Consider the following 25,627-nt stretch of genomic DNA (forward strand, 5'->3'; position numbering starts at 1 on the left):
TGTTCCACAAAGAGTAAATTTATTGTGGAACAGGCATCTTGCCTGTTGCTGACGCAAGATTCCTGTTCTACAAAGAGTAAATTTATTGTGGAACAGGCATCTTGCCTGTTGCTGACAATATTAATTATCTCGAACTTCTTTTTCTTGCAAAAGTTGGGTTGCCCAAACCCGATTTTCTTCCGATAGAGACGGTACGGGTTCTTGATTATAGTCGATCCGATAATCATAGCCAGCGCGATCGTAAATACCTGCAAATATTTCTGGTAAATTAACAATAGGTTCTACATCTTCCTCACGCAATGGAAGCGGAAATATAGGTAGAGAATCGCGGAGATTAAAAGCATAAAGTTCGGCAAACGGACGGCGATTACTGGGACTGACTAAAATCCGATAATCGCTTTGAATAGAATTATTAAGAATGGGCATAGATTCCCATTTTCGTAGTAAATCGATTTCCACTAAATTGGTTAAGCTGCCTAAAATACTCTGGCGTTTTTTGAGATAAGTAATTCTTCCTTCTCCACTACGTTTGTTCACGGGAGAAAGAATTTCAATTGCGGTGACAACTTGTTTGGTTGCCATTTCTCGCACTTCCAGGTAAGTCTGTTTAATTTTTTCAGGAGCAGGCACTTTAACGGTAGTCGGAAGTGTTATACTTACAGTGGCAACTGAACCTGTAGGAATATTCGGGTTATTAGATTGACGCTTAATCGCGACATCGGGGATACCTACTAAAAGGGAGTCGCTGTTACTGTCATTTGGATCGGTAATTTCATAGATGCGTTTGTCGATTGCAACCTCATATTTAGGGCGAATTTGAGGGACTAAGGATGCTGCGATCGCAGAAATTAACCAATGATGAGTTTCCTGCCAGAAATCGGGGTGTTCTAAGTAGGGGTCCATTCCAGGAAAAGGTGAAGGCATAGGACTGTTCTCCGATGTATTGACTTTCAAATCATTTTAGCATTTTTAATTTTGTAGGGTTCGTCGCTTTAAAGCGAGGCAGAGCCTCTGGATATAGGTTCCCAAGCTGGAGCCTGGGAACCAGTTAAAGCTTGTCAAAAACAGGCAGGATGCCTGTTCCAAAGTAATTATTGGAGATGTCTATTTGTAGATGAATTTAATCTGTTGTGGAACAGGCATCTTGCCTGTTGATTTTGGGCGGGCAAGATGCCCACCCCACAACAAATTTAATCTACTGTGGAACACGCATCTTGCCTGTTCATAAAATTATAGACACCCCAAATATCAACTACAAAACAGCAGCAACACTTGCCATCAACAACCCTTGAAACAATTTCACCCCATCAGTTTCGCCCAACATCGGATCGGATGCCCGTTCAGGATGCGGCATCATTCCTAATACATTGCCCGCCCGATTGCAAATACCGGCAATATTATTTAAAGAACCGTTGGGATTGCCAGCATCGCTAATTTTGCCCGCCTCTGTGCAGTAGCGAAACAGCACTTGTTCGTGGTCTTCTAACTCTGCTAAAGTATCCGCATCAGCATAATAGTTGCCTTCACCGTGGGCGATCGGCAAATCGATGATTTCACCCGAAGTATAAGCCGCAGTCCAACGAGTATTACCGCGTTCGACTTTCAAAGAAGCGCGATCGCAAATAAAATTCAATCCCGCATTCCGCACCAGAGCACCGGGCAACAAACCAGCTTCAGTCAACACCTGAAAACCGTTGCAAATACCCAGTACAAGTTTGCCCTGTTTCGCGTGTTCCGCAGTAGCCCGCATCGCTGGAGAAAAACGGGCGATCGCGCCGCACCGCAAATAATCTCCATAACTGAAACCACCGGGAATTACAATGATATCAATATCCGAAATATCGGTATCTTCGTGCCAAATCATCCGCGTCGGTTGGTGGAGTAACCCTTGAGTCACCCACACCACATCGCGATCGCAATTTGAACCCGGAAAAACAATAACTCCAAATTTCATAAGCTGCAGAAAGAAGGAAGAAGGAAGAAGGAAGAGGGAAGAAGGAAGAAGGAAGAGGTGTCAACATAAGACTAAAATCTTATGTTTTTCTCGCTTGTATGTAAGTCTCGATCCCCCTAAATCCCCCTTAAGAAGGGGAGTAGGGGTTGACTTTGAGTGCTCCGAGTTTTCGTGTTTTTAACGAAGACTTGGAACGCTCTTGTCCTCGCCTTTTTAAGAGAGACTTTGAACACTATTCTCCCCCCCTTATTAAGGGGGGTTAGGGGGGATCTCCGGGTTTCAAAACACCCTAGGGACGATCGCATTTATGCCGCCGCTGTCTCCACAGCAACAGGAATTTCAGTCAAATCAAAGCGATAATTTTCAATCACTGGATTGGCCAAAAGTTGGTCGCAAACGCGATCGAGTTGTTCGCGGGCCTCCGACTCACCAGCAGCAGTCAGCGTCAATTCAACATACTTCCCGATTCGCACACGCTCAACATTGTCGTATCCCATGTGTTGCAAACCAGACTGTACGGCTGTGCCGGCGGGATCTAAAACAGAAGGGCGGAGGGTAACATAGATTTGGGCAAGATATTTCTGAGTCACGGGAATGTTGCGGTAGGTGATGTGAAAGTTAGCCCCATTGTATTCTACAACCGAGCAGCGCGCCGATCGCCATTTGGTTAGCCCAAGTAAGATAGCCTAGAAATAGCGACAGATTTGATTCCAGCAGATTACACAAAAAAATTATGAGAACCAACCGCACCCGCAGTCAGGAGCGTATTTTACACTTGCTCAAGCACTTGAATCGATCGCTCTCAGCGCAAGATATCTACTTAGAACTGCGTAACAGCGACCAAAGCATGGGCCTAGCAACCGTTTACCGTTCCCTCGACGGTTTAAAGCGAGAGGGGTTCGTTCACGTCAGAACTCTCGCTAGTGGCGAGTCTCTCTACGGTGCCGCCCACCAAGACCAACACCACCTAACTTGTCTGGAATGTGGCACCTCCATTACGATCGACGAATGCCCCGTCCACCACTTAGAAAGCCAACTACAACAATCTCATTCTTTTAAGATTTATTATCACACTTTGGAGTTTTTCGGATTGTGCGATCGATGTACTCTCGCTCAAGAATCTTAGAGAAGTTATTAGTCATGAGTGATATCTATTCCGGTTGCACGAGCGAAATGATTATTGAGTGTTGACTGTTGACTGTTGACCGAAAGCCTCCAGGATAAAAGCCCCCGGATTCATCCGTCGAGAAATAAAAAACCTGTATCCGATGAAACTTGCCCCCCGAATTTATCCGTGGGGTCAATGCTTCAATTCTTTAATCTAAAATCTAAAATCTAAAATCGATTGACTCGGTGTCGAACCGCGCAGGCGGGTTTTGTTTGTGTAGCGACAGATTTCAACCTGTCGTTTTATTAACTAGCTCAAGGATGCAAAAACTCTAAATGGTCTCCTGGAATCGATCGCAATTTTGCAGCCGAGCCTTGCATTTTCAACCGGCCGCGTTCTAACATGATAATCCAATCGGCGCGATCGATCACTCGCGGCCTGTGACTGATAAAAATCGTCGTTTTCCCGTGCCGGTACATCAACAATTGTTCTAAAACTTCCGCTTCGCTTGCAGGGTCAAGCCCTGCGGTAGATTCGTCTAAAATCAATACGGGTGGGTTGTTGAGAATGGCGCGGGCGATCGCCAATCTTTGTCTTTGGCCGCCAGAAATATTCGCTCCAAACTCCCCTAAAACAGTTTGATATTTATCCGGCAATTGGCTGATAAATTCATCCGCCCCCGCAATTTTGCAAACTTTAACAATCTGTTCAAAGCTGATATCTGGACTGCCCAAACGAAAATTTTCGAGAATCGAACGGCTCCAAAAATGCGCTTCTTGAGGAACCAATACTACCTGCTGTCTGAGACTGTCAAGAGACAAATCCTGTAAGTTGTAACCGCCAATTCTAATATTACCGAATTGCAGCGGGTACAGACCAGCAATTACTTTTGCTAGCGTACTTTTTCCGCAGCCGGAATTGCCGATTAAAGCAATTGCTTGACCGCCCGGAAATGTGACAGAAAAATTTTCCAGCAAGTCAAGTCTGCCGGGGTAGTGAAAACTAACACCCTTGCAAACAATACCGTCGCGGTCTTCAATTGTTACGAAAGGTTTATTCGTATCGTCTTTAGTTTCCGGTTCAGCGTCGATGACTTCCGACAGCCGTTGAGTAGCTGTCTGCACGCGAGTCATCTCATCAGTAAATCCTACTAGCGAATTTACCCAAGTAGTGACGTTTTGATTCATGCTAATAAAGGCTAGCAACTGACCTATACTCAATACCTTGTCAATCACCAAACCGCTACCAAGCCACAGCAGAGTAATGCTGCCAGCAGAGGCAACAAAACCAGAAAATATATTGTTGAGAATGCCAATTTGTGTAGTGCGGAAAGTGAGCTTTGCTAAGCGACCGAAGCGGGTTTGAAATTCTTCCCAAAGTTGCTGTCCGCTGGTAGTAGTTTTGACAGTCAGCGCGCCTTTAAAAGTTTCTACTAAAACGCCTTGAGTTTCTGCTTCCAGCACAAATAAACTGCGCGTTTTTTGCTGCAACACGGGCAGAAATATCACTGTAGAGGCAGTCATTAACAGAGCTATAGCTGTAGCTGCTAAAGTCAGTTCTTTGCTGTAAAATAACATAAAAATAAAAGAAACTACAGCTATAAAAAATTGACTAGGCAAGCTGATAGCGACTTGAGAAACTAATTTATTTATTTCTTGGATATCTTGTAATCTACTGACAATTTCGCCACTGCGTCTGGTTTCGTAAAAGCTCAAAGGTAATCGCAGGAATTTGCGCGCAAATTCCATCACCAATCCCAATTCTAAACGCTGGGAAAACTGAGCAATTAAGTTCGACTCTACCAATCCTAAACTGCTGCTAAAAAGGTTCATAACTATAACTGCGATCGCCACACTCGCCAGGAGTTGTCTGTCGCCCCGCACCAGGATGTCGTCGGTGAGAATTTGAACTAAAAAAGGCGAAGAAATCGACAGCAAACCCAACACCACATTCAGCAAAAATGCTTCCATTAAAATCGGGCGATAAATCCCAATCCGGCGCATCCATTTTTCTAAGGAATTGGCGGGCGGTTGACCCTCTGCTGCGGCAAAAAACCGCTCAGCATCGGGTTCTACTAGCAAGCACAGCCAATCTGTCCAAGCTGCTGCTAATTCTGCTTTAGAAACATAGCGCATACCGACAGCCGGATCGCCGATCGCATATTTGTCGCCCTGCTTTCCGTACAAAACAACCCAGTGATAACCGCTCCAATGAATAATTGCCGGTAAAGGCGCTTCCTCAATTTGGTCTAAAATAGCAGCCGCGGCTCGCACGGATCGAGCATTAAAGCCGATCGCCTCAGCACCTTGTTTCAAACCCAGCAGAGTCGTCCCTTTTTGGCCGGTGCCCGCACATTCTCGCAAGCGGCTAATAGTAAAATTTTGTCCGTAAAACTTCGCGATCGAAGCCAAACAAGCCGCCCCGCAATCTTCTTCGCTCTGCTGGAGAACAACCTGGTATTTCTTAAACCTGTTAACTTGTCCGAATAATGGCATTTTGCCGATCAAAGGGATGTTCTTTAACATTTTGCAAAATGAATAATGGTAGAGCATAAAGAAGATTACTCATCACCAACTACCCAATCAGCAAAAAGCACCCATAAAGTTATGGGTGCTTTCTCGATTCCACAGTTATAGATCTGAATTGACTAGCACTAAACTTTAGTAGTAGGCGTAGCGGACTACTCTTCTGTATGAACCGTCGCAATTCCGGCGGTACACGACCCAACTGCGCCGCTGTCGGTGACAATTGTATCGATTGGCATAATAGTAACCGCCGTTGACGCTAGCTGATTCTTCAGGGGTGAGTTCAGCAAACAGTGAATTGTCCTTTGTTTCTTTCATGATTAGACTCCGTTTAACTTAATAAAATTGAAGGGAAACTAGAAATATTATTTAATTTCTAGTTTTTAGTGTAAATACTGAGTAATACTTCTTGTAGTCCTGTGCGACATCCGGAATACTACGGATAAATTTTCAAAATTTATTTTATCGCACAACTTGACTCAGCTATCTAAACCACTAGGGTTTTGTAAGGGATAGCGCGCCTCGGATCGTACAGATAAAGCTGGCTAGGCTGCGGCAGGAAAAACAGCATATTCAGGCGATAGCTGCTGCTGTTATCCGTCTCGCTGTTGCTTTTAGCACCGCTAACACCGCTGGTAATGCTGCCACCGTTGACAGTAGCAGATTCTCCATCGGTTACTTCGATGAAGAGTGAACCTTGTTGGTTTTCTGGCATAAATAACTCCTATTAATACCTATGTACTTACTTACTACCTACGCATACAGGAAAAACCCGGTAACAGCGCCAAATGTCATGGCGGAAACGCCGTATTTTCATGACAGTCGCCCGCTGGCTTCACTCCTCTTGATAATTGGGGAAGTTTGTGGGTGAGAACGGCAAAGCTGTGCGGATTTTTACCTTTACCCTGTGAATTTTGATTTAGACTTCTAAACCTATGCTTGGTTTCCGGAAAGCTGATCGTAAAAGTGACAAAACAAATCAGCGATCTCTCCCTCCCCCTAACTCAAAACTCCAAACTCCAAACTATTCCCCTCTCCCCCTTGCCGCCATGTCTCTCACTCCCGAAGCCACACCCGCTGAAACCTTTGATAACGACCAGTTTTTGCCCCCTGTCAGCCGCTGGACGACTTTGGGGGGCATTTTGATGGTGGCGACGTTTGGCGGGGCGATCGCCCTCGCTAGCGTCACCAAATACAGCGCTACAGTCAAAGCAGACGCGATCGTCCGTCCAGCCGGAGAAGTGCGCGTCGTGCAAGCCGCCACCGAAGGAACCGTCGAAAGCATTGCTGTCAGCGAGAATCAGACAGTAAAAGAAGGAGATGCGATCGCAGTTGTAGACGCTTCGCGTTTGGGCGCTCAAAAAAAGCAGTTACAAGAAATAATTAATCAGTCTCAAACAGCAGCACAGCAAATCAACCAGCAACTGCGCGACTTAGAAAATCAAATTTTGGCCAGCGCCCAATTTAAAACCATCCAAAGTGAAACTTCCGCCCAACAGGAATTAATCGAATCCGCTTTAATAAAATTCGCCACATCGCTGCCAGATGTCGCCGAAAGACTGGGCAGAAGTCGGCGGGTTTTGCTCGTCAAGCAATCGTCCCTTCAACAACAATTGATTCAAGCTAAAAAAGAACTAAATCAAATTGACTTAAAACTCGAAAATAGCGTGATTCGCGCGCCCGCTGATGGTACAATTCTCAGATTGGAAGTACGAAATACTGGTCAAAGCGTACAAGCCGGCAGCGCGATCGCCCAAATCGTCCCCAGCGACGTACCCCTGGTAGTAAAAGCCAAGGTGACATCCCAAGACATCGCCCGCATCCAAATCGGCCAACCCGTACAGATCAGGATTTCCGCTTTGCCTTTCCCCGATTACGGCACATTAAAAGGAACTGTCAGCGAAATCGCCCCAGATGCGATCGCCCCTCAAAATCCCACTAATAATTTAGGTACAGCTTATTACGAAGTGGCAATTAAGCCCGAACAAACTTATTTAACAAAACTCAAATCCGCCAACGGCCAATTCTTCGGAAACTCCCAGGCTAATGTCCCCCGCCAGTATTCGATTCAATCGGGAATGGAAGGCAGAGCCGATATTATTACCGGCGAAGAAACTGTTCTGACATTTGTTTTGCGGAAAGCAAGGTTGCTGACAGATTGGTAATGAGTCAACAGTCATTGGGCATTAGCCTGTATAGTGCGTCAGTCTTGAGGTTAGTCTGATAAATTTGGATTTTACCGACTGACGCACCTTACTTTATATTTGTTCTTTGTTTGACATTTGGCGATCGTAGGTATATTGTAGATTGTAGTAGATGCCACTGTCAACTATCTTAATCCACCAATCCAAAAGTTAATCTAACGTCCTAAGCTGGTAACTAACCACTAACCAACTCGCAACCAATGGGGAAGTACAGGCGACCTAGAATTAATTTCGTTTTGGATGAGGATATTAGAGACGACTTAACGGTATGGGCTAAGGAGGAAGGACGGACTATGAGCAATCTTGTAGAGCGAATTGTGACAGCCGCAGTTCAAGGAAAGCGGAACAGCCAGCCAAACCAAAACCCGCTCATCCAGCAAGATCGAGCCGGAAAAGGAGGCACTAGCAAATAGATAAACAGGTGTCTAGTATTTAAAACAGTGACCAACCTAGTAGAACCAGAACCGTCAGAACCAGAAAACATACACAGCGCTACTGACCCGGAGAAGTGCCGGGATATGGGGCGCAAGTACAGATGGAGGTTGAAGCGTATCGAACAAACAAGCGATCGCATTCTCAAGGTCAATTGCGTGTTTTATGGCGAACAAACCTCTTTTGAGGACAGTCGTTTTGGAGATACCGACGATGAATGAAACTTGGATAGTCTTTAAAGCTGAATCACTCTCAGCGCATGGCTGGGAAGAACGCAAGCTACTGCCCGTCGGTGGCTTGACCGATATTTTGGCAACAGAGTGGGACTTTTCGGGGAAATTGCCTCAAATCGGCGATCGCGTGCGAGAGTATGCAAACCTCGAAGATCCCGGCAACGGAATCACCCACGGTCGAGATGGAAACTGGATTGTTAAGAGTATCCACCAGTTCTCTTCGAGCGACACAAACCTGTGCATCGCGGTATGTTATTGCGCTTATGAACCCGTTGAGTCTAAATGGGTTGAATTAAAACGAGGAAAGCCTGTTAATGAGATTTTGCAACCCGCTGAAATTGGGTAGAAATCTCAGTATTTCTGATTAATTATCTTAAGTCCGCGAAGGCGGACTTTGTTTGATAATATGGGGTTTAAACCGCGCCCGTCATCAATGCGGTAACTGCAATTGCCAATCTCAAATCTCCCATCTCAAATTTCCAATCTGTATACCAGTATTCCAAGTAAAAAGAGCCGTTATTTGGCAGAATCGTCCCTGCGCCGAAGCGATAGAGATTCCCGAATTACCCGAATTTTTGGTAAATTTTAACGAATAGGCTCTGAAATTGAAATAACGTGTCAATATAGAAATGTGAGTTCAATTCTATTCTTTCCTCATGGGCAAACAGCGCGTTCTTTCAGGAGTTCAGCCAACCGGCAATCTTCACCTCGGCAATTATCTCGGTGCCATTCGCAACTGGGTAGAAGGTCAAAGTCAGTACGAAAATTACTTCTGCGTAGTCGATTTGCACGCAATTACCGCACCGCACAATCCAGCAACTCTAGCCTCCGACACTTACACGATCGCCGCACTGTATTTAGCTTGCGGCATCGATTTAGAATATTCTACTATTTTCGTGCAATCCCACGTCTCGGCGCACACAGAACTAGCATGGCTGCTCAACTGCATTACGCCGATTAACTGGCTCGAAGATATGATTCAGTTTAAAGAAAAAGCAGTTAAACAAGGTGAAAATGTCAATGCAGGTTTGCTAAATTATCCCGTGTTAATGGCAGCAGACATTTTGCTTTACGATGCCGACAAAGTGCCAGTGGGAGAAGACCAAAAACAGCATTTGGAACTCACCCGCGATATTGTAATCAGATTAAATCACCAATTCGGCACACCCGAAAAGCCAGTATTGAAACTTCCCGAACCGTTAATTCGGACTGACGGTGCGAGGGTGATGAGTTTGACAGATGGCACGCGCAAAATGTCAAAATCTGACCCTTCCGAACAAAGTCGAATTAATTTATTGGATTCGCCAGATGCGATCGCCAAAAAAATCAAGCGCTGCAAAACAGATGCCGTGAGGGGTTTGACGTTTGACGACCCCGATCGCCCCGAAGCTAGAAATTTGCTGACACTTTATCTCCTGCTTTCCGGCAAATCTAAGGAAGAAGTAGCAGCGGAGTGTGAAAACATGGGTTGGGGAGATTTTAAACCCTTGCTGACAGAGACAACAATTAATGCCCTCAAACCAATTCAGGATAAATACAAGGAAATAATGGACGATCCGGGATATTTAGAGTCTGTACTACGTCGCGGAAGAGAACAAGCAGAAGCTATTGCTAATCAAACTCTAACTAAGGTTAAGACAGCTTTCGGTTATTCTTTACCTGTTTAGTTGTTAGTTGTTAGTTGTTATTGGTTACTGGTTAAGAATAACAACTACCAACGGCCCACTAACAACTGCCAACTGCCAACTGTCAAATGTCAACTGCCAACTGTCAACTGTCAACTGCCAAATAACAAATAACCAATAACAGACAAATAATCATGAACCGTTTTCGCACAGCCTGCACCACCCCCGGAGAATTTATAATTACCGCCGAAGTTGCCCCACCAAAAGGTGGCGACATGACTCACACAATTCAAATGGCTGAACGCCTCAAAAACCGAGTGCACGCCATTAATATCACCGACGGGAGTCGCGCAGTGATGCGAATGTGCCCCCTAGCAGTTTCGGCGATTTTAGTGCAGCACGGAATTGAGCCAATTTGTCAAGTTGCTTGTCGCGATCGCAATCAAATTGGCCTGCAAGCGGATCTCATGGGAGCCCACGCTTTAGGCATTCGCAATGTATTAGCACTTACAGGCGATCCCGTCAAAGCGGGCGACCATCCTAAAGCAAAAAGTGTATTCGACTTTGAATCAGTACGACTGTTACAAGTCATTCAAAAAATGAATGGCGGCAAAGACTGGAATGACAAACCTTTAACAGACGGATTTACCGATTTATTTGTCGGTGCTGCCGTCGATCCGCAATGCCCCAGTTGGTCGGGTTTGCAAAGTCGATTTGAGAAAAAAGTAGAGGCTGGAGCACAGTTTTTTCAGAGTCAATTAATTACTGATTTTGAAGTTTTGGATAAGTTTATGCACCACGTTGCTGCGGGCTGCAACAAGCCAGTTTTAGCAGGAATATTTTTGTTTAAATCAGCTAAAAATGCTGAATTTATTAAAAAATACGTGCCGGGAGTTCACATCCCACAAGAGACGATCGATCGTTTAGCAAAAGCTCCCGAACCCTTGCAGGAAGGCATAAAAATTGCTGCCGAACAAGTCAAGCTAGCGCGGCAGATTTGTCAAGGAGTTCACATGATGGCCGTCAAACGAGAAGATTTAATTCCTCAAATTTTGGATTTGGCAGGAATCGAGCCACTAAGCTAAGATTAAACGTAGCGGCGGGTTTTACCAACTATCAATGCCTAAAATGAAGGATTTAGTAAACTCGTAAACCCGCCCACTCCCGCGCTACCATTTTGAACATCAATAAAACAATCATGCTTCAAACTGTAGACAATCCCACCACTTCTCCCGCAGTCGAACAACGTTTCACTTGCCGCGGTTTGACATGGCATCAATTCAAGGCTATTCAAGCTGGTTTGGAAGACGTGGCGAATGTACGCTTATTTTATTGTGAGGGAGTTTTAGAAATTGTAGGTACTGGAAGGTTGCAGGAAGCGATTAGGTGTTTGATGGGCTTGCTAATGGGACAGTATTTTCGGCAAAGAAGAATTGTATTTTTTCCCAGCGGTACTTATAGTCAGATGGTCGAATATCAAGTCGAGTATCAGGCAGATTTGTCTTATTGTTTTGGAACTATTAAAGATGTTCCAGATTTATGTATTGAGAGTGTTATCACTAGCGGTAGTCCGATTAAACTTCAGAAATACCGACGGATGGGAGTCCCGGAAGTCTGGTTTTGGGAAGATGGCACTCTAGAGCTTTACCATCTGCGAGAGGAAGGTTACGATCGCATTACTAGCAGCGAAGTGCTGCCTGAGTTAGACTTGTCTTTGCTTAAACGCTGCATTTTGTTTGCTTCACCTTTGGATGCGCTTGAGGAGTTTGCTAGAGGCATGGGCGATCGGGAAAATTGACAAATAAACTATTTTTGAAATAGCTCGATCGACTAAACGGTTATTAAATAGGAGCCACTGGCAATGACTGACTCAGAAATACTTAATTCTGATACCATTAAAACACTAAATACTAGCATATCAGAAGTTACAGTTTATACCGATCGCGCTTTGGTGACTCGGCGCGGTACAGTCGCTTTGACGGGAAACGAGCGAGAATTGGCGATCGCCTCTGTTCCCGCAACCCTCGAAACAGAGTCAGTCAGGGCCACGGGTGCGGGTACAGTTGCAGTGCGATTGCTGGGAGTGCGAACCGAAACAGTGTTTAGCAGCGAACCAGTGGGCGATCGCACTGCCGAATTAACCCAACAAATTCAGGAGTTACAAACCCAAAGACGGGGAATTAACGACAAAATAACCGCCCGAAAAATTCAGCTCAAATTTGTGGAAGGTTTGAGCGAAAAAAGCGTCGGTTTCTTTTCCAGCAGCATCGCCAAACAGCAGGTAGGTTTAAACGAAACTGGCGAATTGCTCAACTTTTTAGGAACTAATTACCTAAAATATGTAAGTGCGATCGCCCAGCACGAAAAACAGCAGCGCGAATTAGACAAGCAAATAGAAGCTTTGCTGCAGCAGTTGCGGCAAGTACAAACTCCCCATTCTCAGCAAAGTTTTAACATCATTGTTGCCATAGAACCCAGTGGCACCGGCAATTTTGAACTAGAAGTTTCCTATGTAGTCATGGGAGCCCGCTGGACTCCCCTTTACGACTTGCGAGTCAACACTACCAACAACCAAATTAATCTCAATTACTTAGCCGAAGTCAATCAAAATACAGGCGAAGATTGGACGGGAGTAGGGCTAACTTTATCCACAGCAAAACCGGGAATGGGAACTTTGCCACCAAAACTGGAACCTTGGTTTATCGATACTGTTTACCCAAAATCTGCTCAACACCGAGACTTTTCGATGAAGCGCAGCCGACAGACTGAGGCAGCAGAAATGGCAACATACTATGAATTAGATATGGCAGAGGCGGCACCATTAGCAATGATGGCTATGCCCCCTGCTGCTGCCGCACCCGAACCCATAGACGCTACAACAGCCACAGCCAAAGTATCAAGAGAAGGAGGCACTGTCTCATTTCAAGTAGGCGGAAATACCAAGATTCCCAGCGACGGTACACCGCACAAAGTGACGATTTTTAGCGAAAATTATCCGTTTAAACCAGAATATATAGCCGTCCCGCGATTAGTCAGTTTTGCCTATTTACAAGCAGTTGTTGTAAATCCGCTGACAGGTGCAACTCTTCTACCCGGTAAAGCAAATATCTTTCGCGACAACACTTTTGTTGGTACCGTAAAATTGGATAATGTTTCGCCTGGTGAGGAATTTAAACTGAATTTAGGAATAGATGAAGGGTTGAAAATAGAGCGGGAATTAGTGGAAAGACAAGTAGATAAAAAACTGATCGGCCAGCAGCGGCGCATGAGTTACGCTTATCGCTTAAATGTGACAAACTTGCATCAGGTGCAGGTACACCTGACACTAAAAGAGCAATTGCCAGTCAGCCGTAATGAACAAATTAAAGTGCGATCGACTCTCACTAATCCGAAGATAGTAGCAGGTGAAATGGGACTGCTAGAATGGATAATGTCTCTGCCGCCGCAAGCAAAGCAAGAGTTATATTACCAGTTTGTTGTCGAACATCCTCCCGACTTAACAGTCACGGGTTTAGATATTTAATATTAAGTCGATAAAAACTTGTTTGGAGTCAGGACTTTAGTCCTGATTCGTCAGCACGTATGAGGACTGAAGTCCCGAGAAACTATCAAATCTAGCGGTAATTGGTAAACTGCAAAGCCACGGGATACTCTTCCTGCTTCAAGCGTTGAATCACCAACTGCAAATCATCCTTATCCTTAGCAGACACCCGCACTGCATCTCCTTGAATCGAACCTTGAATCTTCTTAAATTCATCCCGAATCAATTTAGTAATTTGTTTCGCGATTTCCTGACTAATTCCTTTTTTTAGTTTAATTTCTTGACGCACCCGACTGCCGCTAGCAGGTTCAGCTTTGCCGTAATCAAAAATTTTCAAAGATAAATTCCGCTTGGCGGCTTTAGTTTGCAAAACAGTGTGAATTGCGTCGAGAGTAAATTCGCTGTCCGTATTGACAGTAATTGATTCTGCGCCCAATTCCACGGTAGTTTTGGTATCTTTCAAGTCGTAGCGGCTTTGAATTTCCCGCACAGTTTGGTCAACAGCGTTAACTAATTCTTGCCGATCGAAATCGCTGACAATATCAAAGGAATAACTAGCAGCCATAAATTAGTAATTGGTAATGGGTAATTGGTAGTTGGTAATGGGTGATTGGTAGTTGGTAGTTGGTAATTAGTCATTAATTAAGCGTCTCTTAACTAATGACTAATGACCAGTGACTAATAACAATTAGCCATTAACAGCCATTAAACTGAAATAGAATAAAGTAACTGTGCAAGAAGAACTAATCGCAAACATGAGCGATCGCCCCAGCGGCACATTCAGAATATAGAAAACCGAAAACAACAACCGGGCGATCGTAAAAGCGATCGCAGCCCAACCCGCCGGTTCCGAATCTACCCCCGTCACAAAAGCCATCAAAGCCGCCGCTGAAAACAGCATAAACGTCTCAAACGAATTTTGGTGAGCCCAAGTTGCCCGCTGAGCGTAAGCAGGCAACTTATCAAACATAGCGCGGGGGGCGGCTTGGTCATAGCCTAGCTGCAAGCGGGCGAACGCAACCACCAAAAACGGTGCGTAAACCAGCGCAGCAGCAGCAGCAATACAATCAAGCAGAATAACCGACACAGGCAATCCCAAGAGCATCATCCGCCTCGCAGTTCAATCAAAATAGAACAGAGTAACTACCTTGCGCTGTTCCTCCGCATCCTGGCAAGTTTTCAGCAAAGTGTGGCTTTCGTGAAAAGCAAAACATATCAGTTGCTGGCAGCGAGAAATAATCTCCTGATTGCACATGGCGCTTGCTTCCGGGAGAGACAAGCTATCATTTTTGGGATTTTCTACCAAATGTATCACTTGTTCGAGTTGGTCGCGAGACTCCCGAGGCTGGCGGCTCATGCTTTGTGGCAAAATCACCGTCAGCAGATTTGGATCTGCTCGCATTGCTCCCCGAATTGCTGCTGAATTGGTGCCTGTTGCACCAGAAGTGATGAGCTGATTGCCTCCCAGAACTATGGCGTAGCTCAGCATCTCAATTAGCTGCTGGTGGGTAATAGGAACGTGGCGAGAACCCAAAAGAGCAATCCGCTTGGAGCTGGTTTGCTGGATCGCCGCAAGTTCTTGTAAAAAATCATCTACTCTGGGTAGCTCAATTGATTGACTCAAAGAATTTATTAAATTAAATAAAACTACGTTGTGGATTTTAGCAGACTCACTAGCCATTGCCGCCAAAAAGAAGTTAAGAATTGCTGATTTACGGGATCAGACTAGACGATCTGGAGATTTGAGGAAGCCAGAAGGCAGAATGTCTGAAGACATTCGGCAGCCGGAGCTCAAGGTAGAATTCAAGAAAAATTGAGAATTTAAGAATTTGGGCTTTTTATTTATTTAAACAAAAAGTTCTCTCTGCCGAATACCTTTTTCCCTCAGCTCCGGCTCTGTTATTAATGGACTCGATCGCTCAGGCCCAAGGAGGCCATCATGCCATCAAGGTCAAAATGTTCTGCCATTAGCTGAGTAACGCATTCCACCTTGATCGGTTCGTGCAGGCGCACGCTGCCAAAGGTGCTGTCGATAATTTCTACCGTAGTTAAGGTATCCAAATCAACAGACAAAACCGGAATTTCCATTTCTTCTGCCCTGCCAATCACTAGGGGAGAAGGAGGCAAGTGGCCTGTCAAAATTAAGCACTGAGTCGAGCTCTCCAGAGCCGCGAGCTGAATGTCCGTGCGATCGCCCCCCGTCACCACCGCCATATTTCTCGCTTTGCGGAAATACTTCAGAGCTGAACTAACATTCATCGCGCCAATTGTCAAGGTTTCCACCATCAAGTCCAAACGGTCTCGACGGCACAGCACGTCAGCTTTCAATTGGTGCACCAATTCTTTGACGCTGACACTTCGCAGCAAAGCACTTCTCGGCAGCATTCCCAAAACTGGAATACCCGCAGCCTCCAGAAAAGGTCGCACAGTAGCCGTTACGGATTCGAGTTTGTCCGAGGGAACGTCGTTGAGTACCACGCCCAGCAACCGCGAACCCAAACGCTTTTTAGCCGACAGCAAATCGTCTATATAAAGATCGATCGGGCGGGCTATCAACAGCACAGAGGCATCAACTGCTTCAGCGACTTGAGCCAAAGACAAGTCAAACAGACTGCCTTCCTCCAAATTAGCCGGGCCTTCTAACAGCACCAAGTCTCCGCTGGGAGCTTGCAAATATTGCGCTAAAGACTGGCGGTAATCTGTCTTGTCTTCTCCCCGCAAACGTTTGTGAACCGTCTCTTCATCCAAATACAGCAGTGTTGACGGCATCTGACTTTCCGAAAGATTCAGCGTCTCTACCGCGAACCGCACGTCTTCGTCCTCGATCCCAGCTCCTGGCGAGCTGAAACAGGTTCCCAGAGGTTTGCCGTAGGCGACGGCCAGTCCTTTTCCCCGGAGTCCGAGTGCCATCCCTAGGGCGATGGCAGACTTGCCACTGTAAGCTTTTGTGGAACCGATCAGCAAATATTTAGTCAAGTTGGGTACGCCTTCAATCCTCAATTTGCACCTGTCTATTTCAATAAATTTAGTTTTTTCTACAGTATTTCTGAACTGCGGCTCAATTTTGCAATACTATTATACTCGATTTTGTCGCATTTGGGTCAAGTGTTTTTTTGCGGGAAATTTTTATTCACCTGTTCCCAACCATTTTCTTCCCATTTTTTTTACTTGATTTTGGCAAAGCAGTTTTTAAATTGTTTGTTTTACCCGCAGTTTTTGACAAGTATTTATCTCCCATAATTCCTTTAAAAACCGATTTTAATTAGAAAATTTTTAGCCATTTTTATTACTGAGCTTAGATATTAATACCGACTTTTATAAAATAAAAATAACAAGGTAGAAGTGGTGATTTCACAAAAAAATACCTATTGAGAGGGCTTGGTGCAGTTTTTGTTTGGTATATAGCAATCCTCGCATCATTTGTGAATTGCTTACTCCCTCCCCTTACCAAGGGGAGGGTTGGGGTAGGGTTAAAAATTTACGACTCATTTATGATTGATTGCTATCGTACAGGTATTTGTCTGACTAAATCCCGGTGCTTGCCTGATCATTTTTGCATATAATTAAAAATCGATAGGTGGTATTATTAGTTATTAATTATTAGTGCGATCGCCCGCGTTCAAACTGAGCGGTGGCACGGCGATCAATAAGCTGCTTAAAATCCGGCTTTTAGCTTCTAAACACATAAATTATCGGGTGGCGTGGGCTGGCATTTCCGTAGCCTTTTGGCTGATTGCGATGCTAGCCCGATCGCAGTTCAAGCGCTGTAGATTGATTTTCCTTGGGCGGATCTACAGCGCTTTCCTCTCAGCTACCGAGTCGCAAAATTTGAACGAAATCGGACGGCGCGATTCGCCTAACGGCGCGATTCGCCTAACGGCGATAGCTTCGCTCGCGCGTACTCGCACAGCACCAATGTCCGAAATAGGCTTTTGCGCTTGTTCCACAACAAATACAGCAGTTTTCAATTGGATGAAATATAGGTAGGGGCTCAGGCTTTCCCTGAGTCCCTACGCGAAATCTGTATCACGCTCAACTGAAAACTGCGGTAGATTTACTTTAGTAATGGGGATAAGTGCTGACCCCCAAAGGGATTATTGAGAATGATCCAACAACTCACTTACTATTTCCGCTTTTCAAATAGGGCTGGCGCACCAATCATGTAATGTTGCCGTCGAGGCGTTACACTATTGGTGCGCCAGTTATAGCGCCCCTCAATCGATTTTAGATTTTAGATTTTAGATTTTAGATTGAAGAAAGCGACCCCACTGATAAATCCGGGGGCTGGCGATCGGGAGCGAGGAGCTTTTTTCTCGATCCACGAATCAATCCGGGGGCCCCGGATTAAATTGCTTGATTGTCAATTGCGGACTTTCGGGAGTCCGGCTGCGGTGAAAGTTATTCATCCATTCGCATCAGCTTGCGGTAAAACGTTTTAGAAAAATCGACAGTACGAGTCCGCTGAAAAGTCAGGAGAACCTCAATTAAGCAACTAACAAACTCAGAGCTTTGCATAGTCACTTCGTAGCTGAGTTCAGCATTGCCGTCAAACAACACCCGACAGCGGGTTAAATCGATCGGCAGCGACGAGATATTCCAACTAGCGACAAACGGCACGCTCTCCCCGCCGTCAATTTTTCTTGCCCCCTCCAAGCTTTTGAGCTTGTAGAGGCCAATAGCGTGCGGTAAAAACTTGCGCCTGGGCTCTTGACAGAAAGGCGCGTAGACTTTCACTTCTTTGTCATCGGCTGGCTTGAGTTGAGGAATAGACATATTTCCACCTCAGACAATTATTACTAACAGATAGTTTAGATCCCCTGAAAAAACTAACAGATATTCCTGGTCGATCGCAAGCAAAAGTCAACCAAAATACTCTATGCAGTACCCGTTTACCAGGGCCGTACAAACACCTAACCCGCTGGTTGTCCTCCCGTCCGCTTTCGACAAAAGTCCAGAAACTGATACAGTAGATGCTTATATCTAAAATCAAAAACTATTGGTGGTTGAATCAAGTAACCTATGCAGGAGAGTTCTTGGCCAGAAAACGACGCTCGCAGCGAGCTTAACTTGGACATCTCTGATTTAGCTCAAGAAGAGCTCAAGAGTTTGACCTCGACCTCGAAGCTCAGCAAAGTATTTGCTATACCAGACATTGGCGACAGGGTGTTTGACGCGGAAACAAAAGCAGAGCTCCCGGTTGCGGTGTCTGTGCCGGGAACTCCCTCTTTTCCTCAAAATCTGTACCGGGGACGCCGCGGAAAAGCCGCCGCAGTGCTGACAGCGATTTGGGCCGGCACGATCGCCCTGCACTTGATTTCTTGGGGTGCGTGGGTAGTGTGGGGGTTGACGGGACTGCTGTGGATGCAAGCATTTCGAGTTTTGTTTGCTTCGCCCAAGCCGGCACTGCCGCCTCTTGCCGATGAAAGTCGAGAGGATTGGCCTTATGTGTCGCTGCTGGTGGCGGCGAAAAATGAGGAAGCGGTGATTGCCCGATTCGTAGAATCCATCTGCAATGTAGATTATCCCATCGACCGCTACGAAGTTTGGGCGATCGACGATCACAGCAGCGACGACACGCCGCTAGTATTGGAACAGCTAACCAAAAAGTACCCCCAGCTCAAAGTATTTCGCAGAGGAGCAAATGCCAGCGGCGGGAAGTCGGGAGCACTGAATCAAGTGTTACCGCTGACTCGCGGGGAATTTGTGGGAATATTTGACGCCGACGCGACGGTAACGCCGGATTTGCTGCGCCGGGTGCTGCCAGTGTTCCAAGGAGAAAAGGTAGGGGCTGTGCAAGTCAGAAAAGCCATCGCCAATGCTGCGGTAAATTTTTGGACTCGCGGCCAAGAAGCAGAAATGGCTCTCGACAGTTTTTTCCAACAGCAGCGGATTGCGATCGGCGGCATTGGAGAATTGCGCGGTAACGGCCAATTCATGCGCCGCACAGCCTTGGAAAGCTGCGGAGGCTGGAACGAGGAGACGATTACCGATGACCTGGATTTGACTGTGAGGCTGCACCTAGACCGATGGGACATTGAATTTCTCGCTTTCCCAGCCGTGTCAGAAGAAGGAGTCACTAACGCTCGCGCTCTGTGGCACCAGCGCAATCGCTGGGCAGAAGGTGGCTATCAGCGTTATCTTGACTACTGGCGGCTAATTTTGCGGAACCGCATGGGAACTGGGAAAACTTGGGATTTATTTGGATTTTGGGTATCTCAATATTTCTTACCCACAGTAGCGCTACCCGACTTTGTGATGTCAATTGCGCTGCGCCGGATGCCGATCGCCAGTCCCATAACTTTTATGACCCTTACATTGTCGGTGGTGGGAATGTTTGTCGGTTTGCGCCGCACTCGCAAAGAGACCAAATTTGACGTAAGGCGAGTTTTTGTCACCTTGCTGCAAACGCTGCGGGCTACTGTGTATATGTTCCACTGGCTGCTGGTAGGGACTGTGACGGCTCGGATTGCGGTACGGCCGAAGCGACTCAAATGGGTCAAAACCGTCCATCAAGGTGCTGCTAATAGCATCAAGTAAACAATTCGCAGAAATATCTAGGCACAGTATCGCCGAACGTCCGAAGATTTTCCGAGGCAAAAAAACACCAACGCTCGCCAAATACCTCCCCGCCATATCCTAAGAGTAAAATTTGGCAATTCCGAGAAAAAAACACTTGGAAACAGCTTAGGTAATAGGTAATCGGCGAGCGGTAATAGCGAATAAGTAATCGGCCATACAAAAGTCTAAATTTAAAAGATAAAAGCGATAATTTTTAACTTTTAACTTGACAAAAAACCAATTACTATCTATTAATTATGAATTGCCAATTAGGACGAATTGCTTGTTGCCAACTACCCGTCACCCGTAATTGATAATGGATTTGTTAGAGTACCAAGCTAAATCTTTATTTCGCCAGATGGCAATTCCGATTTTGCCGTCGCAGCGGATTGACAATCCCGCCGACCTCAAAGGACTGAAAATTCCCTACCCAGTTGTACTCAAGTCGCAAGTGCGGGCTGGGGGACGGGGCAGGGCGGGCGGTATCAAGTTTGTGGAAAATACGATCGATGCAGTAGCTGCCGCCCAAACAATTTTTAATTTGCCGATAGAGGATGAATATCCCCAAGTTCTACTGGCAGAAGCAAAGTACAACGCTGACCAAGAATTGTACTTAGCGGTACTCCTAGACCCCGTAGCCCGCCGCCCGGTGCTTCTGGGCTCGAGACAAGGAGGTATGGATGTCGAAGGGTCGATCGAGCAAATGCAGCAAGTGGCCGTAGATCAAGAATTTTCCCCATTCTACGCGAGGCGTCTCACGCTGAAAATGGGATTGCAGGGAGACTTGATTCAATCGGTGAGCACCATTGTCGAAAAAATGTACCGGCTGTTTGTCGAAAAAGATTTAGATTTAGTAGAAATCAATCCTCTCGGCATCAGCCCGACGGGAGAGGTAATGGCTTTAGACGGTAAAGTCACCGCCAACGACGATGCCTTGGGGCGACATCCAGATTTGGCCGCACTATCGGGAAAGAGGCAAAGCAGCGGGTTGGCACGGGAAAGAAGAGGTTCCCATGCTGGGGGCGATCGCCCCCATTCCCACTCGAAGGTTCAGCAGTCGCCGGAGTTTGACCCCAAATCTAAATCCTCAATCTCGAATTCCGACTCCCTGCAATTAATAGAACTAGACGGGAATATCGCGATTTTGTGCAACGGAGTGGGCCTGACAATGGCAACTCTGGATGCTGTAACCCACCACGGAGGAAAACCAGCTAATTTTGTGAATATTGGTTCCCTAGACCTCTACGATGCAGCAAATGCGCTGCGCGATCGCGTGGAGTTGGGTCTGGAGTTAGTCGCTCAGGATAAAAGCGTTAAGGTGATACTTGTAAATATTTTGGGCAGCGCCTCCAAGACCGAGGAAATAATCGCTGCAGTAGCCGGCTATTTGGAACGGAAAGCTCGCGCTAACCGCCACATCCAAGTGGTGCTGCGGCTAGTAGAGATCGATGCTGATGCTGTTAAAAAGCGTTTGGGACAGTGGCCGGTGCAGCTAGCTAGCACTTTGGATGAGGCCGCGGCCGCTTCTGTATCCTCCGTCAAGTAGCGGCAGTCGATCGGCAAAAAACGAGATTTCTGTACAGATGAAGGCCTTCTGCTTTTTACAGATCGAGTGTCAAGTGGGAAAAAATGAATTTAACTCCTGAAAGCAAAGTCCTAGTACAGGGCATTACAGAATCTCCCGCGTCCACCCGCGCCGCCCTGATGATGAAAGCATACGGCACGAATGTAGTCGCCGGTGTTAGTCCCGGTCGGGGGGGGCTGGAAGTGGAGGGAATTCCGATTTTTGATTTGGTAGAACAAGCAGTGGCGGCAGTGGGTCACGTTGACACTGCGGTAATTTTGGTAGACGCTTACTCGGTGCTGGATGCGGCTCTAGAAGCGATCGCCGGAGGAATTCGGCAAATCGCGATCGTTACTGGGGGAGTACCTCCTCTGGATATGGTGCACTTAGTCAGAAAAGCAGAGGCCACCGAAACTTTGGTAATCGGGCCCAACAGTCCGGGGATCATTGTTCCCGACAAACTCCTGCTGGGAACTCACCCCAAGGAATTTTACACTCCCGGCCCGGTGGGAGTGATCAGCCGCAGCAGCACTTTGACTTACGAAGTTGCCCTAGAACTGACGGAGGCTGGGTTGGGACAGTCGATGGCGGTTTGTATTGGCTGCGACGCGATTGTCGGTTCTTCTTTTATGCAGTGGTTGCAAATTTTGGACGAAGACGACAGTACCGAAGCGATGGTTTTGGTGGGGGAAGTTGACGGGTGGAGTGAACAAGCTGCTGCTTCTTACATCGCCTCGGCGATCGACAAACCCGTGGTTGCTTATTTGGCCGGCCGCTACGCTCCCAAGGGGCCGTCTTTGGGCCACGCCGGCATCCTGATCAGTTCTCGGGCGGCTGCCCAGAAAGCCTTTGGAGTTACGGCCCCAAACAAAATGGCTGCCTTTGAAGAGGCGGACATACCTGTGGCGGCTCGACCTTCAGAGATTCCTAAGTTGCTCAAAAAACTGCTCAAGAAAAATTGATTGCTTTGGGAGTTTTCATACAAGTCCTAACCCTCTTGGGGGTTGGGATAGGGGTAGGGCGGGGGCGGGTTGGGTCTCAAAAGTGTCTGCAGAATGCCACAACAGCCGCTTCAACCCGCCTTTAGGACACATTTATGATTTTTTTACCAAAGCCCTCTGACCGGCGTCACAGGCTGCGGTGCGGGTGCTGGCAAGGGGGCGGCGCGGCGTGGCGCTGGAGGCGGAGTTGTTGGCTGCACGCTGCGGCGAGGTTCGATCGGACTTTCGGGGCGAGTTGTTTCACTTGTGCGAGTTGTCGATCTCGTCACATCTTGAAGCAGGCTTTTGAGAGTTCCAGCTATACTCTGAACTTTCCCAACAGCGGTGCGAAGGCTGGCAACATCTACGTAAACCTCGTTGAGAGGATACTTTTTCAGGATTTCCAGCAGCGATACCTTACCGTCATCCCCGGATGCCAGGATCACCGCTGCCCGCAAAGCTTTCCCGCTTTCTGTGCGGCGCTGAGTCCGAATTGCTTGACCGATGTCGTCAGTGATTTTTTCTCCCGGCGTGCTGTAAACTACCCTCGCCAGATTAGCAGGCTTTAAACCAATTTCTAAACCCATGAACCCCCGCAGTATTTGCGCGTCCATTTTGGAGAACCGGATAATTTGTTGGAGGGTTGGCGTCGTCGTGCCGTTTTTAGCAAAGTCTTCTAAGTCGCTGATATTGATGGCTTGTCTGAGCGGGCCAAATGTGAGAACAACTTTTTCGGCCCCTAATGCTCTACTGCTGCTAGATAATATGCTCCCGCTTGCTCCTAAAAATAGGGCAATGCCGATCGATACAAATTTTGTTAATTTCATATTCACCGCTACATTAAAATTATTTTTTCGAGATTTGTACATTATATAGCAATCCTAAATCATTATCAAGACTATGATACAATTAATATGCAATACCAGGGTAAACGCATCTTAACTGGAACCCAAAATATGCTACAGTTAAATCCGACTAAATTTCCATGTAGTTGGTTGTAGTTTATTGGTGCTATCAATGGCAAGAGGTTTTAGTAAAGCTGTAACTTCCCAACAAAAACAAACAGATTCATTACCTTCAAGGAATTTTTTAAATACCAGTTTTTTAGAACATTTTGCCAACTTGAAAGACCCAAGAATAGAAAGAAGTAAAGAACACCTACTTAAAGATATTATCGCGATTGCGATTCTAGCTGTCCTCAGCGGTGCAGACGGATGGGTGGCAATAGAAGCCTATGGTAATGCCAAATATGAATGGTTAAAAAGCTTTCTAGAATTACCGAATGGCATATCATCTCATGACACATTTAGTCGGGTATTTGCCCGAATTGAACCACAACAGTTTCAAGAATGCTTTTTGAGTTGGGTAAATGCGATAAGCTGTTGTGCCTTTAAATAGGGTATAATAAAATTTTAGTTTACTCAATCACTACAAAAATGCCAGCTAAAAACCATCTCAATTCCAAACAAATAGAGAAACTACAAAAAGCTTTAAGAGAGGAAGAAAAAGCCAATATTAGAGAAAGAATTCTGATTTTATTATTGCTCAATGACGGGAAAACGCAATCTAAAATTGCTAATTTTTTAGGTTGTTCAGTAAACAAAGTATCTTATTGGTGTGTGAAGGGAGACCCCGACAATCTAGAAAGTCTAATCGATGAAAGAATGAAGGGAAATCACAAAAAAGCCACAGACCAATATATAGAAATATTATTAGAAACTATAGAAAAAGCTCCTCAAGAATTAGGATATGAATTTGGAAGATGGACAGCGCAGAGATTAGCAACATACTTAGAGCAATCCACAGGAATAAAATTAAGTGGAGGACAAGTTCGGAGGATATTAAAGCAAAAAAAGTATGTTTACATCTGGGCTAAGTATAGTTGGGAGTCAAAGAGAAATCCCGAAAAAAGAACAGCATTTAAAATAAAGATAGCCGAATATTTAAAAATAGAAAAAGAATCACCAGAACTTTTACAGGTATGGTTTTGGGACGAGAGTGGATTTAGTTTAAGAGTCACCATAAGAAAGAACTGGTGTAAGAAAGGCAGCCGAAAAAAGGTCAGAGGAGACCGAAGAAAAGGCAGAGTTAATGTAATGGGAGGAGTGAGGAATTCCGATAAAAAAAGGTGGGTAGAGTTCCTCAAAAAAGGCAATTCATATAATTTTTATCAACGGTTAAAACTCTTTTATGAAGAGCTAATTAATGAATGGGTATCAGCAGGTAATCAAGCCTCAGAATTTGCGAAAAAAGGAGCCAAAATAGTGATCGTTCTGGATAATGCTAGTTTTCATAAGAAAGAAGAGTACCTGAAAATAATTGAAACAGAAATGCCTAATATTCATTTAGAATTTCTCCCCGAATACAGCCCAGACTATAACTTAATTGAATTAGTATGGCATTCGGCAAAAGAATATATTGCTAATCGACTTTTTACATCAATTGAAGAGCTAGAGTATTTATTGCATCGTCTCTTAAATGAAGGAGAATTAATAATTAAATGGGGTCGCAAAATCAAAAATAAGGGTAATGCTTGTATCACAGTTTAAATGTGCAACAGCTTAGTCGGGGGATTAGAACTAAACGTAATTGCCATTGATGGTAAAACAATGAAACAATCTTATGACCGGAATGACCAGCAAAAAGCGCTACATATAGTTACAGCTTGGTCTTCATCTCATCAATTGGTTTTAGGTCAAAAAAAAGTCGATAAAAAATCTAATGAAATGACAGCCATCCCGGAATTAATAGAAATGTTAGAAATTGCGGGAAGTGTAAGTCTTTGGTGGTATTGGCGACAGATACGTTGGCGCTCAATATTAGGCAGCATTTTTCTAAGTGAGGGCTTAATCTTGTCCCTTTCTTGAGTCCAAGTTTTTTACTTTGTTGTTCTCTCACTCGCC

General features: G+C 45.6%; 26 protein-coding genes and 2 pseudogenes. 16 read left to right on the top strand and 12 right to left on the bottom strand.

The window, feature by feature from the left end; translation table 11 throughout:
• Positions 1-120 precede the first annotated feature (120 nt).
• The 3 genes from NDI35_RS18480 to purS form a co-directional block, all read right to left on the bottom strand.
• Entirely contained in the window at positions 121-924 is an 804-nt protein-coding gene (locus tag NDI35_RS18480) for a DUF4058 family protein (protein WP_445314012.1), read from the bottom strand.
• Positions 925-1,252: 328 nt separating this feature from the next.
• Positions 1,253-1,954: a phosphoribosylformylglycinamidine synthase subunit PurQ gene (gene purQ / locus NDI35_RS18485; protein WP_445314013.1), complete on the bottom strand. Its 702-nt coding sequence runs from the start codon at positions 1,952-1,954 to the stop codon at positions 1,253-1,255.
• A 305-nt stretch (positions 1,955-2,259) separates the two neighbouring features.
• The gene (gene purS, locus NDI35_RS18490; protein ID WP_333042010.1) at positions 2,260-2,544 is read right to left on the bottom strand and encodes a phosphoribosylformylglycinamidine synthase subunit PurS; all 285 of its coding nucleotides are present in this window, start codon (positions 2,542-2,544) and stop codon (positions 2,260-2,262) included.
• 143 nt (positions 2,545-2,687) lie between these two features.
• Between purS and NDI35_RS18495 the strand changes: the two genes are divergently transcribed.
• Entirely contained in the window at positions 2,688-3,080 is a 393-nt protein-coding gene (locus tag NDI35_RS18495; RefSeq protein WP_333152368.1) for a Fur family transcriptional regulator, read from the top strand.
• A 296-nt stretch (positions 3,081-3,376) separates the two neighbouring features.
• Here NDI35_RS18495 and NDI35_RS18500 read toward each other — a convergent pair whose 3' ends face one another.
• From NDI35_RS18500 to NDI35_RS18510, 3 genes are all read right to left on the bottom strand, one after another.
• Positions 3,377-5,587: a peptidase domain-containing ABC transporter gene (locus tag NDI35_RS18500; RefSeq protein WP_445314014.1), complete on the bottom strand. Its 2,211-nt coding sequence runs from the start codon at positions 5,585-5,587 to the stop codon at positions 3,377-3,379.
• A 135-nt stretch (positions 5,588-5,722) separates the two neighbouring features.
• Positions 5,723-5,905 (bottom strand): hypothetical protein, encoded by a 183-nt coding sequence (locus NDI35_RS18505; RefSeq protein WP_445314015.1) that lies wholly within the window; start codon positions 5,903-5,905, stop codon positions 5,723-5,725.
• Positions 5,906-6,074: 169 nt separating this feature from the next.
• The gene (locus NDI35_RS18510; RefSeq protein WP_445314016.1) at positions 6,075-6,302 is read right to left on the bottom strand and encodes a secretion protein HlyD; all 228 of its coding nucleotides are present in this window, start codon (positions 6,300-6,302) and stop codon (positions 6,075-6,077) included.
• Positions 6,303-6,636: 334 nt separating this feature from the next.
• On the opposite strand from NDI35_RS18510, the gene NDI35_RS18515 reads away from it, so the two are divergent.
• The 8 genes from NDI35_RS18515 (at position 6,637) to NDI35_RS18550 (ending at position 13,604) form a co-directional block, all read left to right on the top strand.
• Complete coding sequence (locus NDI35_RS18515) at positions 6,637-7,752, top strand: HlyD family secretion protein (RefSeq protein WP_445314017.1); 1,116 nt, start codon at positions 6,637-6,639, stop codon at positions 7,750-7,752.
• A gap of 239 nt (positions 7,753-7,991) precedes the next feature.
• Positions 7,992-8,204: a ribbon-helix-helix domain-containing protein gene (locus NDI35_RS18520; protein ID WP_445314018.1), complete on the top strand. Its 213-nt coding sequence runs from the start codon at positions 7,992-7,994 to the stop codon at positions 8,202-8,204.
• 27 nt (positions 8,205-8,231) lie between these two features.
• Positions 8,232-8,444, top strand: coding sequence for a hypothetical protein (locus tag NDI35_RS18525; RefSeq protein WP_445314019.1), 213 nt, complete (start codon positions 8,232-8,234; stop codon positions 8,442-8,444).
• Positions 8,437-8,802: a hypothetical protein gene (locus tag NDI35_RS18530; RefSeq protein WP_445314020.1), complete on the top strand. Its 366-nt coding sequence runs from the start codon at positions 8,437-8,439 to the stop codon at positions 8,800-8,802. The genes NDI35_RS18525 and NDI35_RS18530 overlap by 8 nt, the downstream gene beginning before the upstream one ends.
• Positions 8,803-9,112: 310 nt before the next feature.
• A complete protein-coding gene (gene trpS, locus NDI35_RS18535) occupies positions 9,113-10,123 on the top strand; it encodes a tryptophan--tRNA ligase (protein WP_445314021.1) in 1,011 nt (336 codons plus the stop codon).
• Positions 10,124-10,275: 152 nt separating this feature from the next.
• Positions 10,276-11,166, top strand: coding sequence for a methylenetetrahydrofolate reductase (locus NDI35_RS18540; RefSeq protein ID WP_333370730.1), 891 nt, complete (start codon positions 10,276-10,278; stop codon positions 11,164-11,166).
• A 113-nt stretch (positions 11,167-11,279) separates the two neighbouring features.
• Positions 11,280-11,879 (top strand): Uma2 family endonuclease, encoded by a 600-nt coding sequence (locus tag NDI35_RS18545; RefSeq protein ID WP_445314022.1) that lies wholly within the window; start codon positions 11,280-11,282, stop codon positions 11,877-11,879.
• A gap of 63 nt (positions 11,880-11,942) precedes the next feature.
• Complete coding sequence (locus tag NDI35_RS18550; protein WP_445314023.1) at positions 11,943-13,604, top strand: mucoidy inhibitor MuiA family protein; 1,662 nt, start codon at positions 11,943-11,945, stop codon at positions 13,602-13,604.
• A 91-nt stretch (positions 13,605-13,695) separates the two neighbouring features.
• Here NDI35_RS18550 and NDI35_RS18555 read toward each other — a convergent pair whose 3' ends face one another.
• The 4 genes from NDI35_RS18555 to NDI35_RS18570 form a co-directional block, all read right to left on the bottom strand.
• A complete protein-coding gene (locus tag NDI35_RS18555) occupies positions 13,696-14,187 on the bottom strand; it encodes a YajQ family cyclic di-GMP-binding protein (RefSeq protein ID WP_445176031.1) in 492 nt (163 codons plus the stop codon).
• Positions 14,188-14,310: 123 nt separating this feature from the next.
• Positions 14,311-14,727: an MAPEG family protein gene (locus tag NDI35_RS18560; protein WP_445314034.1), complete on the bottom strand. Its 417-nt coding sequence runs from the start codon at positions 14,725-14,727 to the stop codon at positions 14,311-14,313.
• A gap of 15 nt (positions 14,728-14,742) precedes the next feature.
• Positions 14,743-15,246, bottom strand: coding sequence for a hypothetical protein (locus tag NDI35_RS18565; RefSeq protein WP_039887610.1), 504 nt, complete (start codon positions 15,244-15,246; stop codon positions 14,743-14,745).
• A gap of 278 nt (positions 15,247-15,524) precedes the next feature.
• Complete coding sequence (locus NDI35_RS18570) at positions 15,525-16,622, bottom strand: phosphotransacetylase family protein (protein WP_445314024.1); 1,098 nt, start codon at positions 16,620-16,622, stop codon at positions 15,525-15,527.
• Positions 16,623-17,225: 603 nt separating this feature from the next.
• Between NDI35_RS18570 and NDI35_RS18575 the strand changes: the two genes are divergently transcribed.
• On the top strand, positions 17,226-17,609 hold the full coding sequence (locus NDI35_RS18575) for a hypothetical protein (RefSeq protein WP_445314025.1): 384 nt from the start codon (positions 17,226-17,228) through the stop codon (positions 17,607-17,609).
• 411 nt (positions 17,610-18,020) lie between these two features.
• On the opposite strand, the gene ebsA is transcribed toward NDI35_RS18575, so the two are convergent.
• Entirely contained in the window at positions 18,021-18,395 is a 375-nt protein-coding gene (ebsA, locus tag NDI35_RS18580; RefSeq protein ID WP_006634686.1) for a type IV pilus biogenesis protein EbsA, read from the bottom strand.
• Positions 18,396-18,641: 246 nt separating this feature from the next.
• On the opposite strand from ebsA, the gene NDI35_RS18585 reads away from it, so the two are divergent.
• From NDI35_RS18585 to NDI35_RS18595, 3 genes are all read left to right on the top strand, one after another.
• Positions 18,642-20,159, top strand: a complete 1,518-nt coding sequence (locus tag NDI35_RS18585; protein WP_445314026.1) for a glycosyltransferase family 2 protein — start codon at positions 18,642-18,644, stop codon at positions 20,157-20,159.
• A 337-nt stretch (positions 20,160-20,496) separates the two neighbouring features.
• On the top strand, positions 20,497-21,726 hold the full coding sequence (locus tag NDI35_RS18590) for an ATP-grasp domain-containing protein (RefSeq protein ID WP_445314027.1): 1,230 nt from the start codon (positions 20,497-20,499) through the stop codon (positions 21,724-21,726).
• A gap of 83 nt (positions 21,727-21,809) precedes the next feature.
• On the top strand, positions 21,810-22,706 hold the full coding sequence (locus NDI35_RS18595; RefSeq protein WP_445314028.1) for a succinate--CoA ligase subunit alpha: 897 nt from the start codon (positions 21,810-21,812) through the stop codon (positions 22,704-22,706).
• A gap of 143 nt (positions 22,707-22,849) precedes the next feature.
• Here the strand turns inward: NDI35_RS18595 and NDI35_RS18600 are convergent, their stop codons facing one another.
• On the bottom strand, positions 22,850-23,551 hold the full coding sequence (locus NDI35_RS18600; RefSeq protein ID WP_445314029.1) for an alpha/beta hydrolase: 702 nt from the start codon (positions 23,549-23,551) through the stop codon (positions 22,850-22,852).
• Positions 23,552-23,741: 190 nt separating this feature from the next.
• Between NDI35_RS18600 and NDI35_RS18605 the strand changes: the two are divergent.
• From NDI35_RS18605 to NDI35_RS18615, 3 genes and pseudogenes are all read left to right on the top strand, one after another.
• Positions 23,742-24,104 (top strand): annotated as a pseudogene (locus NDI35_RS18605) (ISAs1 family transposase); the annotation flags it as partial.
• A gap of 56 nt (positions 24,105-24,160) precedes the next feature.
• Positions 24,161-25,273 carry an IS630 family transposase gene (locus NDI35_RS18610; protein ID WP_445314030.1) on the top strand — a complete coding sequence of 371 codons (1,113 nt, stop codon included), beginning with the start codon at positions 24,161-24,163 and terminating at the stop codon, positions 25,271-25,273.
• Positions 25,274-25,300: 27 nt separating this feature from the next.
• Positions 25,301-25,501, top strand: a pseudogene (locus NDI35_RS18615) (ISAs1 family transposase); the annotation flags it as partial.
• Positions 25,502-25,627: the final 126 nt, after the last annotated feature.

The sequence above is a fragment of the Microcoleus vaginatus FACHB-2002 genome (assembly GCF_040004035.1).
GTDB lineage: Bacteria > Cyanobacteriota > Cyanobacteriia > Cyanobacteriales > Microcoleaceae > Microcoleus > Microcoleus vaginatus_C.

Coding starts and splice junctions, on each gene's coding strand:
- NDI35_RS18480 (WP_445314012.1), bottom strand. CDS start 924: ATGCCTTCACCTTTTCCTGGAATGGACCCCTACTTAGAACACCCCGAT.
- purQ (WP_445314013.1), bottom strand. CDS start 1,954: ATGAAATTTGGAGTTATTGTTTTTCCGGGTTCAAATTGCGATCGCGAT.
- NDI35_RS18495 (WP_333152368.1), top strand. CDS start 2,688: ATGAGAACCAACCGCACCCGCAGTCAGGAGCGTATTTTACACTTGCTC.
- NDI35_RS18500 (WP_445314014.1), bottom strand. CDS start 5,587: ATGTTAAAGAACATCCCTTTGATCGGCAAAATGCCATTATTCGGACAA.
- NDI35_RS18505 (WP_445314015.1), bottom strand. CDS start 5,905: ATGAAAGAAACAAAGGACAATTCACTGTTTGCTGAACTCACCCCTGAA.
- NDI35_RS18510 (WP_445314016.1), bottom strand. CDS start 6,302: ATGCCAGAAAACCAACAAGGTTCACTCTTCATCGAAGTAACCGATGGA.
- NDI35_RS18515 (WP_445314017.1), top strand. CDS start 6,637: ATGTCTCTCACTCCCGAAGCCACACCCGCTGAAACCTTTGATAACGAC.
- NDI35_RS18520 (WP_445314018.1), top strand. CDS start 7,992: ATGGGGAAGTACAGGCGACCTAGAATTAATTTCGTTTTGGATGAGGAT.
- NDI35_RS18530 (WP_445314020.1), top strand. CDS start 8,437: ATGAATGAAACTTGGATAGTCTTTAAAGCTGAATCACTCTCAGCGCAT.
- trpS (WP_445314021.1), top strand. CDS start 9,113: ATGGGCAAACAGCGCGTTCTTTCAGGAGTTCAGCCAACCGGCAATCTT.
- NDI35_RS18540 (WP_333370730.1), top strand. CDS start 10,276: ATGAACCGTTTTCGCACAGCCTGCACCACCCCCGGAGAATTTATAATT.
- NDI35_RS18545 (WP_445314022.1), top strand. CDS start 11,280: ATGCTTCAAACTGTAGACAATCCCACCACTTCTCCCGCAGTCGAACAA.
- NDI35_RS18550 (WP_445314023.1), top strand. CDS start 11,943: ATGACTGACTCAGAAATACTTAATTCTGATACCATTAAAACACTAAAT.
- NDI35_RS18555 (WP_445176031.1), bottom strand. CDS start 14,187: ATGGCTGCTAGTTATTCCTTTGATATTGTCAGCGATTTCGATCGGCAA.
- NDI35_RS18560 (WP_445314034.1), bottom strand. CDS start 14,727: ATGCTCTTGGGATTGCCTGTGTCGGTTATTCTGCTTGATTGTATTGCT.
- ebsA (WP_006634686.1), bottom strand. CDS start 18,395: ATGTCTATTCCTCAACTCAAGCCAGCCGATGACAAAGAAGTGAAAGTC.
- NDI35_RS18585 (WP_445314026.1), top strand. CDS start 18,642: ATGCAGGAGAGTTCTTGGCCAGAAAACGACGCTCGCAGCGAGCTTAAC.
- NDI35_RS18590 (WP_445314027.1), top strand. CDS start 20,497: ATGGATTTGTTAGAGTACCAAGCTAAATCTTTATTTCGCCAGATGGCA.
- NDI35_RS18595 (WP_445314028.1), top strand. CDS start 21,810: ATGAATTTAACTCCTGAAAGCAAAGTCCTAGTACAGGGCATTACAGAA.
- NDI35_RS18600 (WP_445314029.1), bottom strand. CDS start 23,551: ATGAAATTAACAAAATTTGTATCGATCGGCATTGCCCTATTTTTAGGA.
- NDI35_RS18610 (WP_445314030.1), top strand. CDS start 24,161: ATGCCAGCTAAAAACCATCTCAATTCCAAACAAATAGAGAAACTACAA.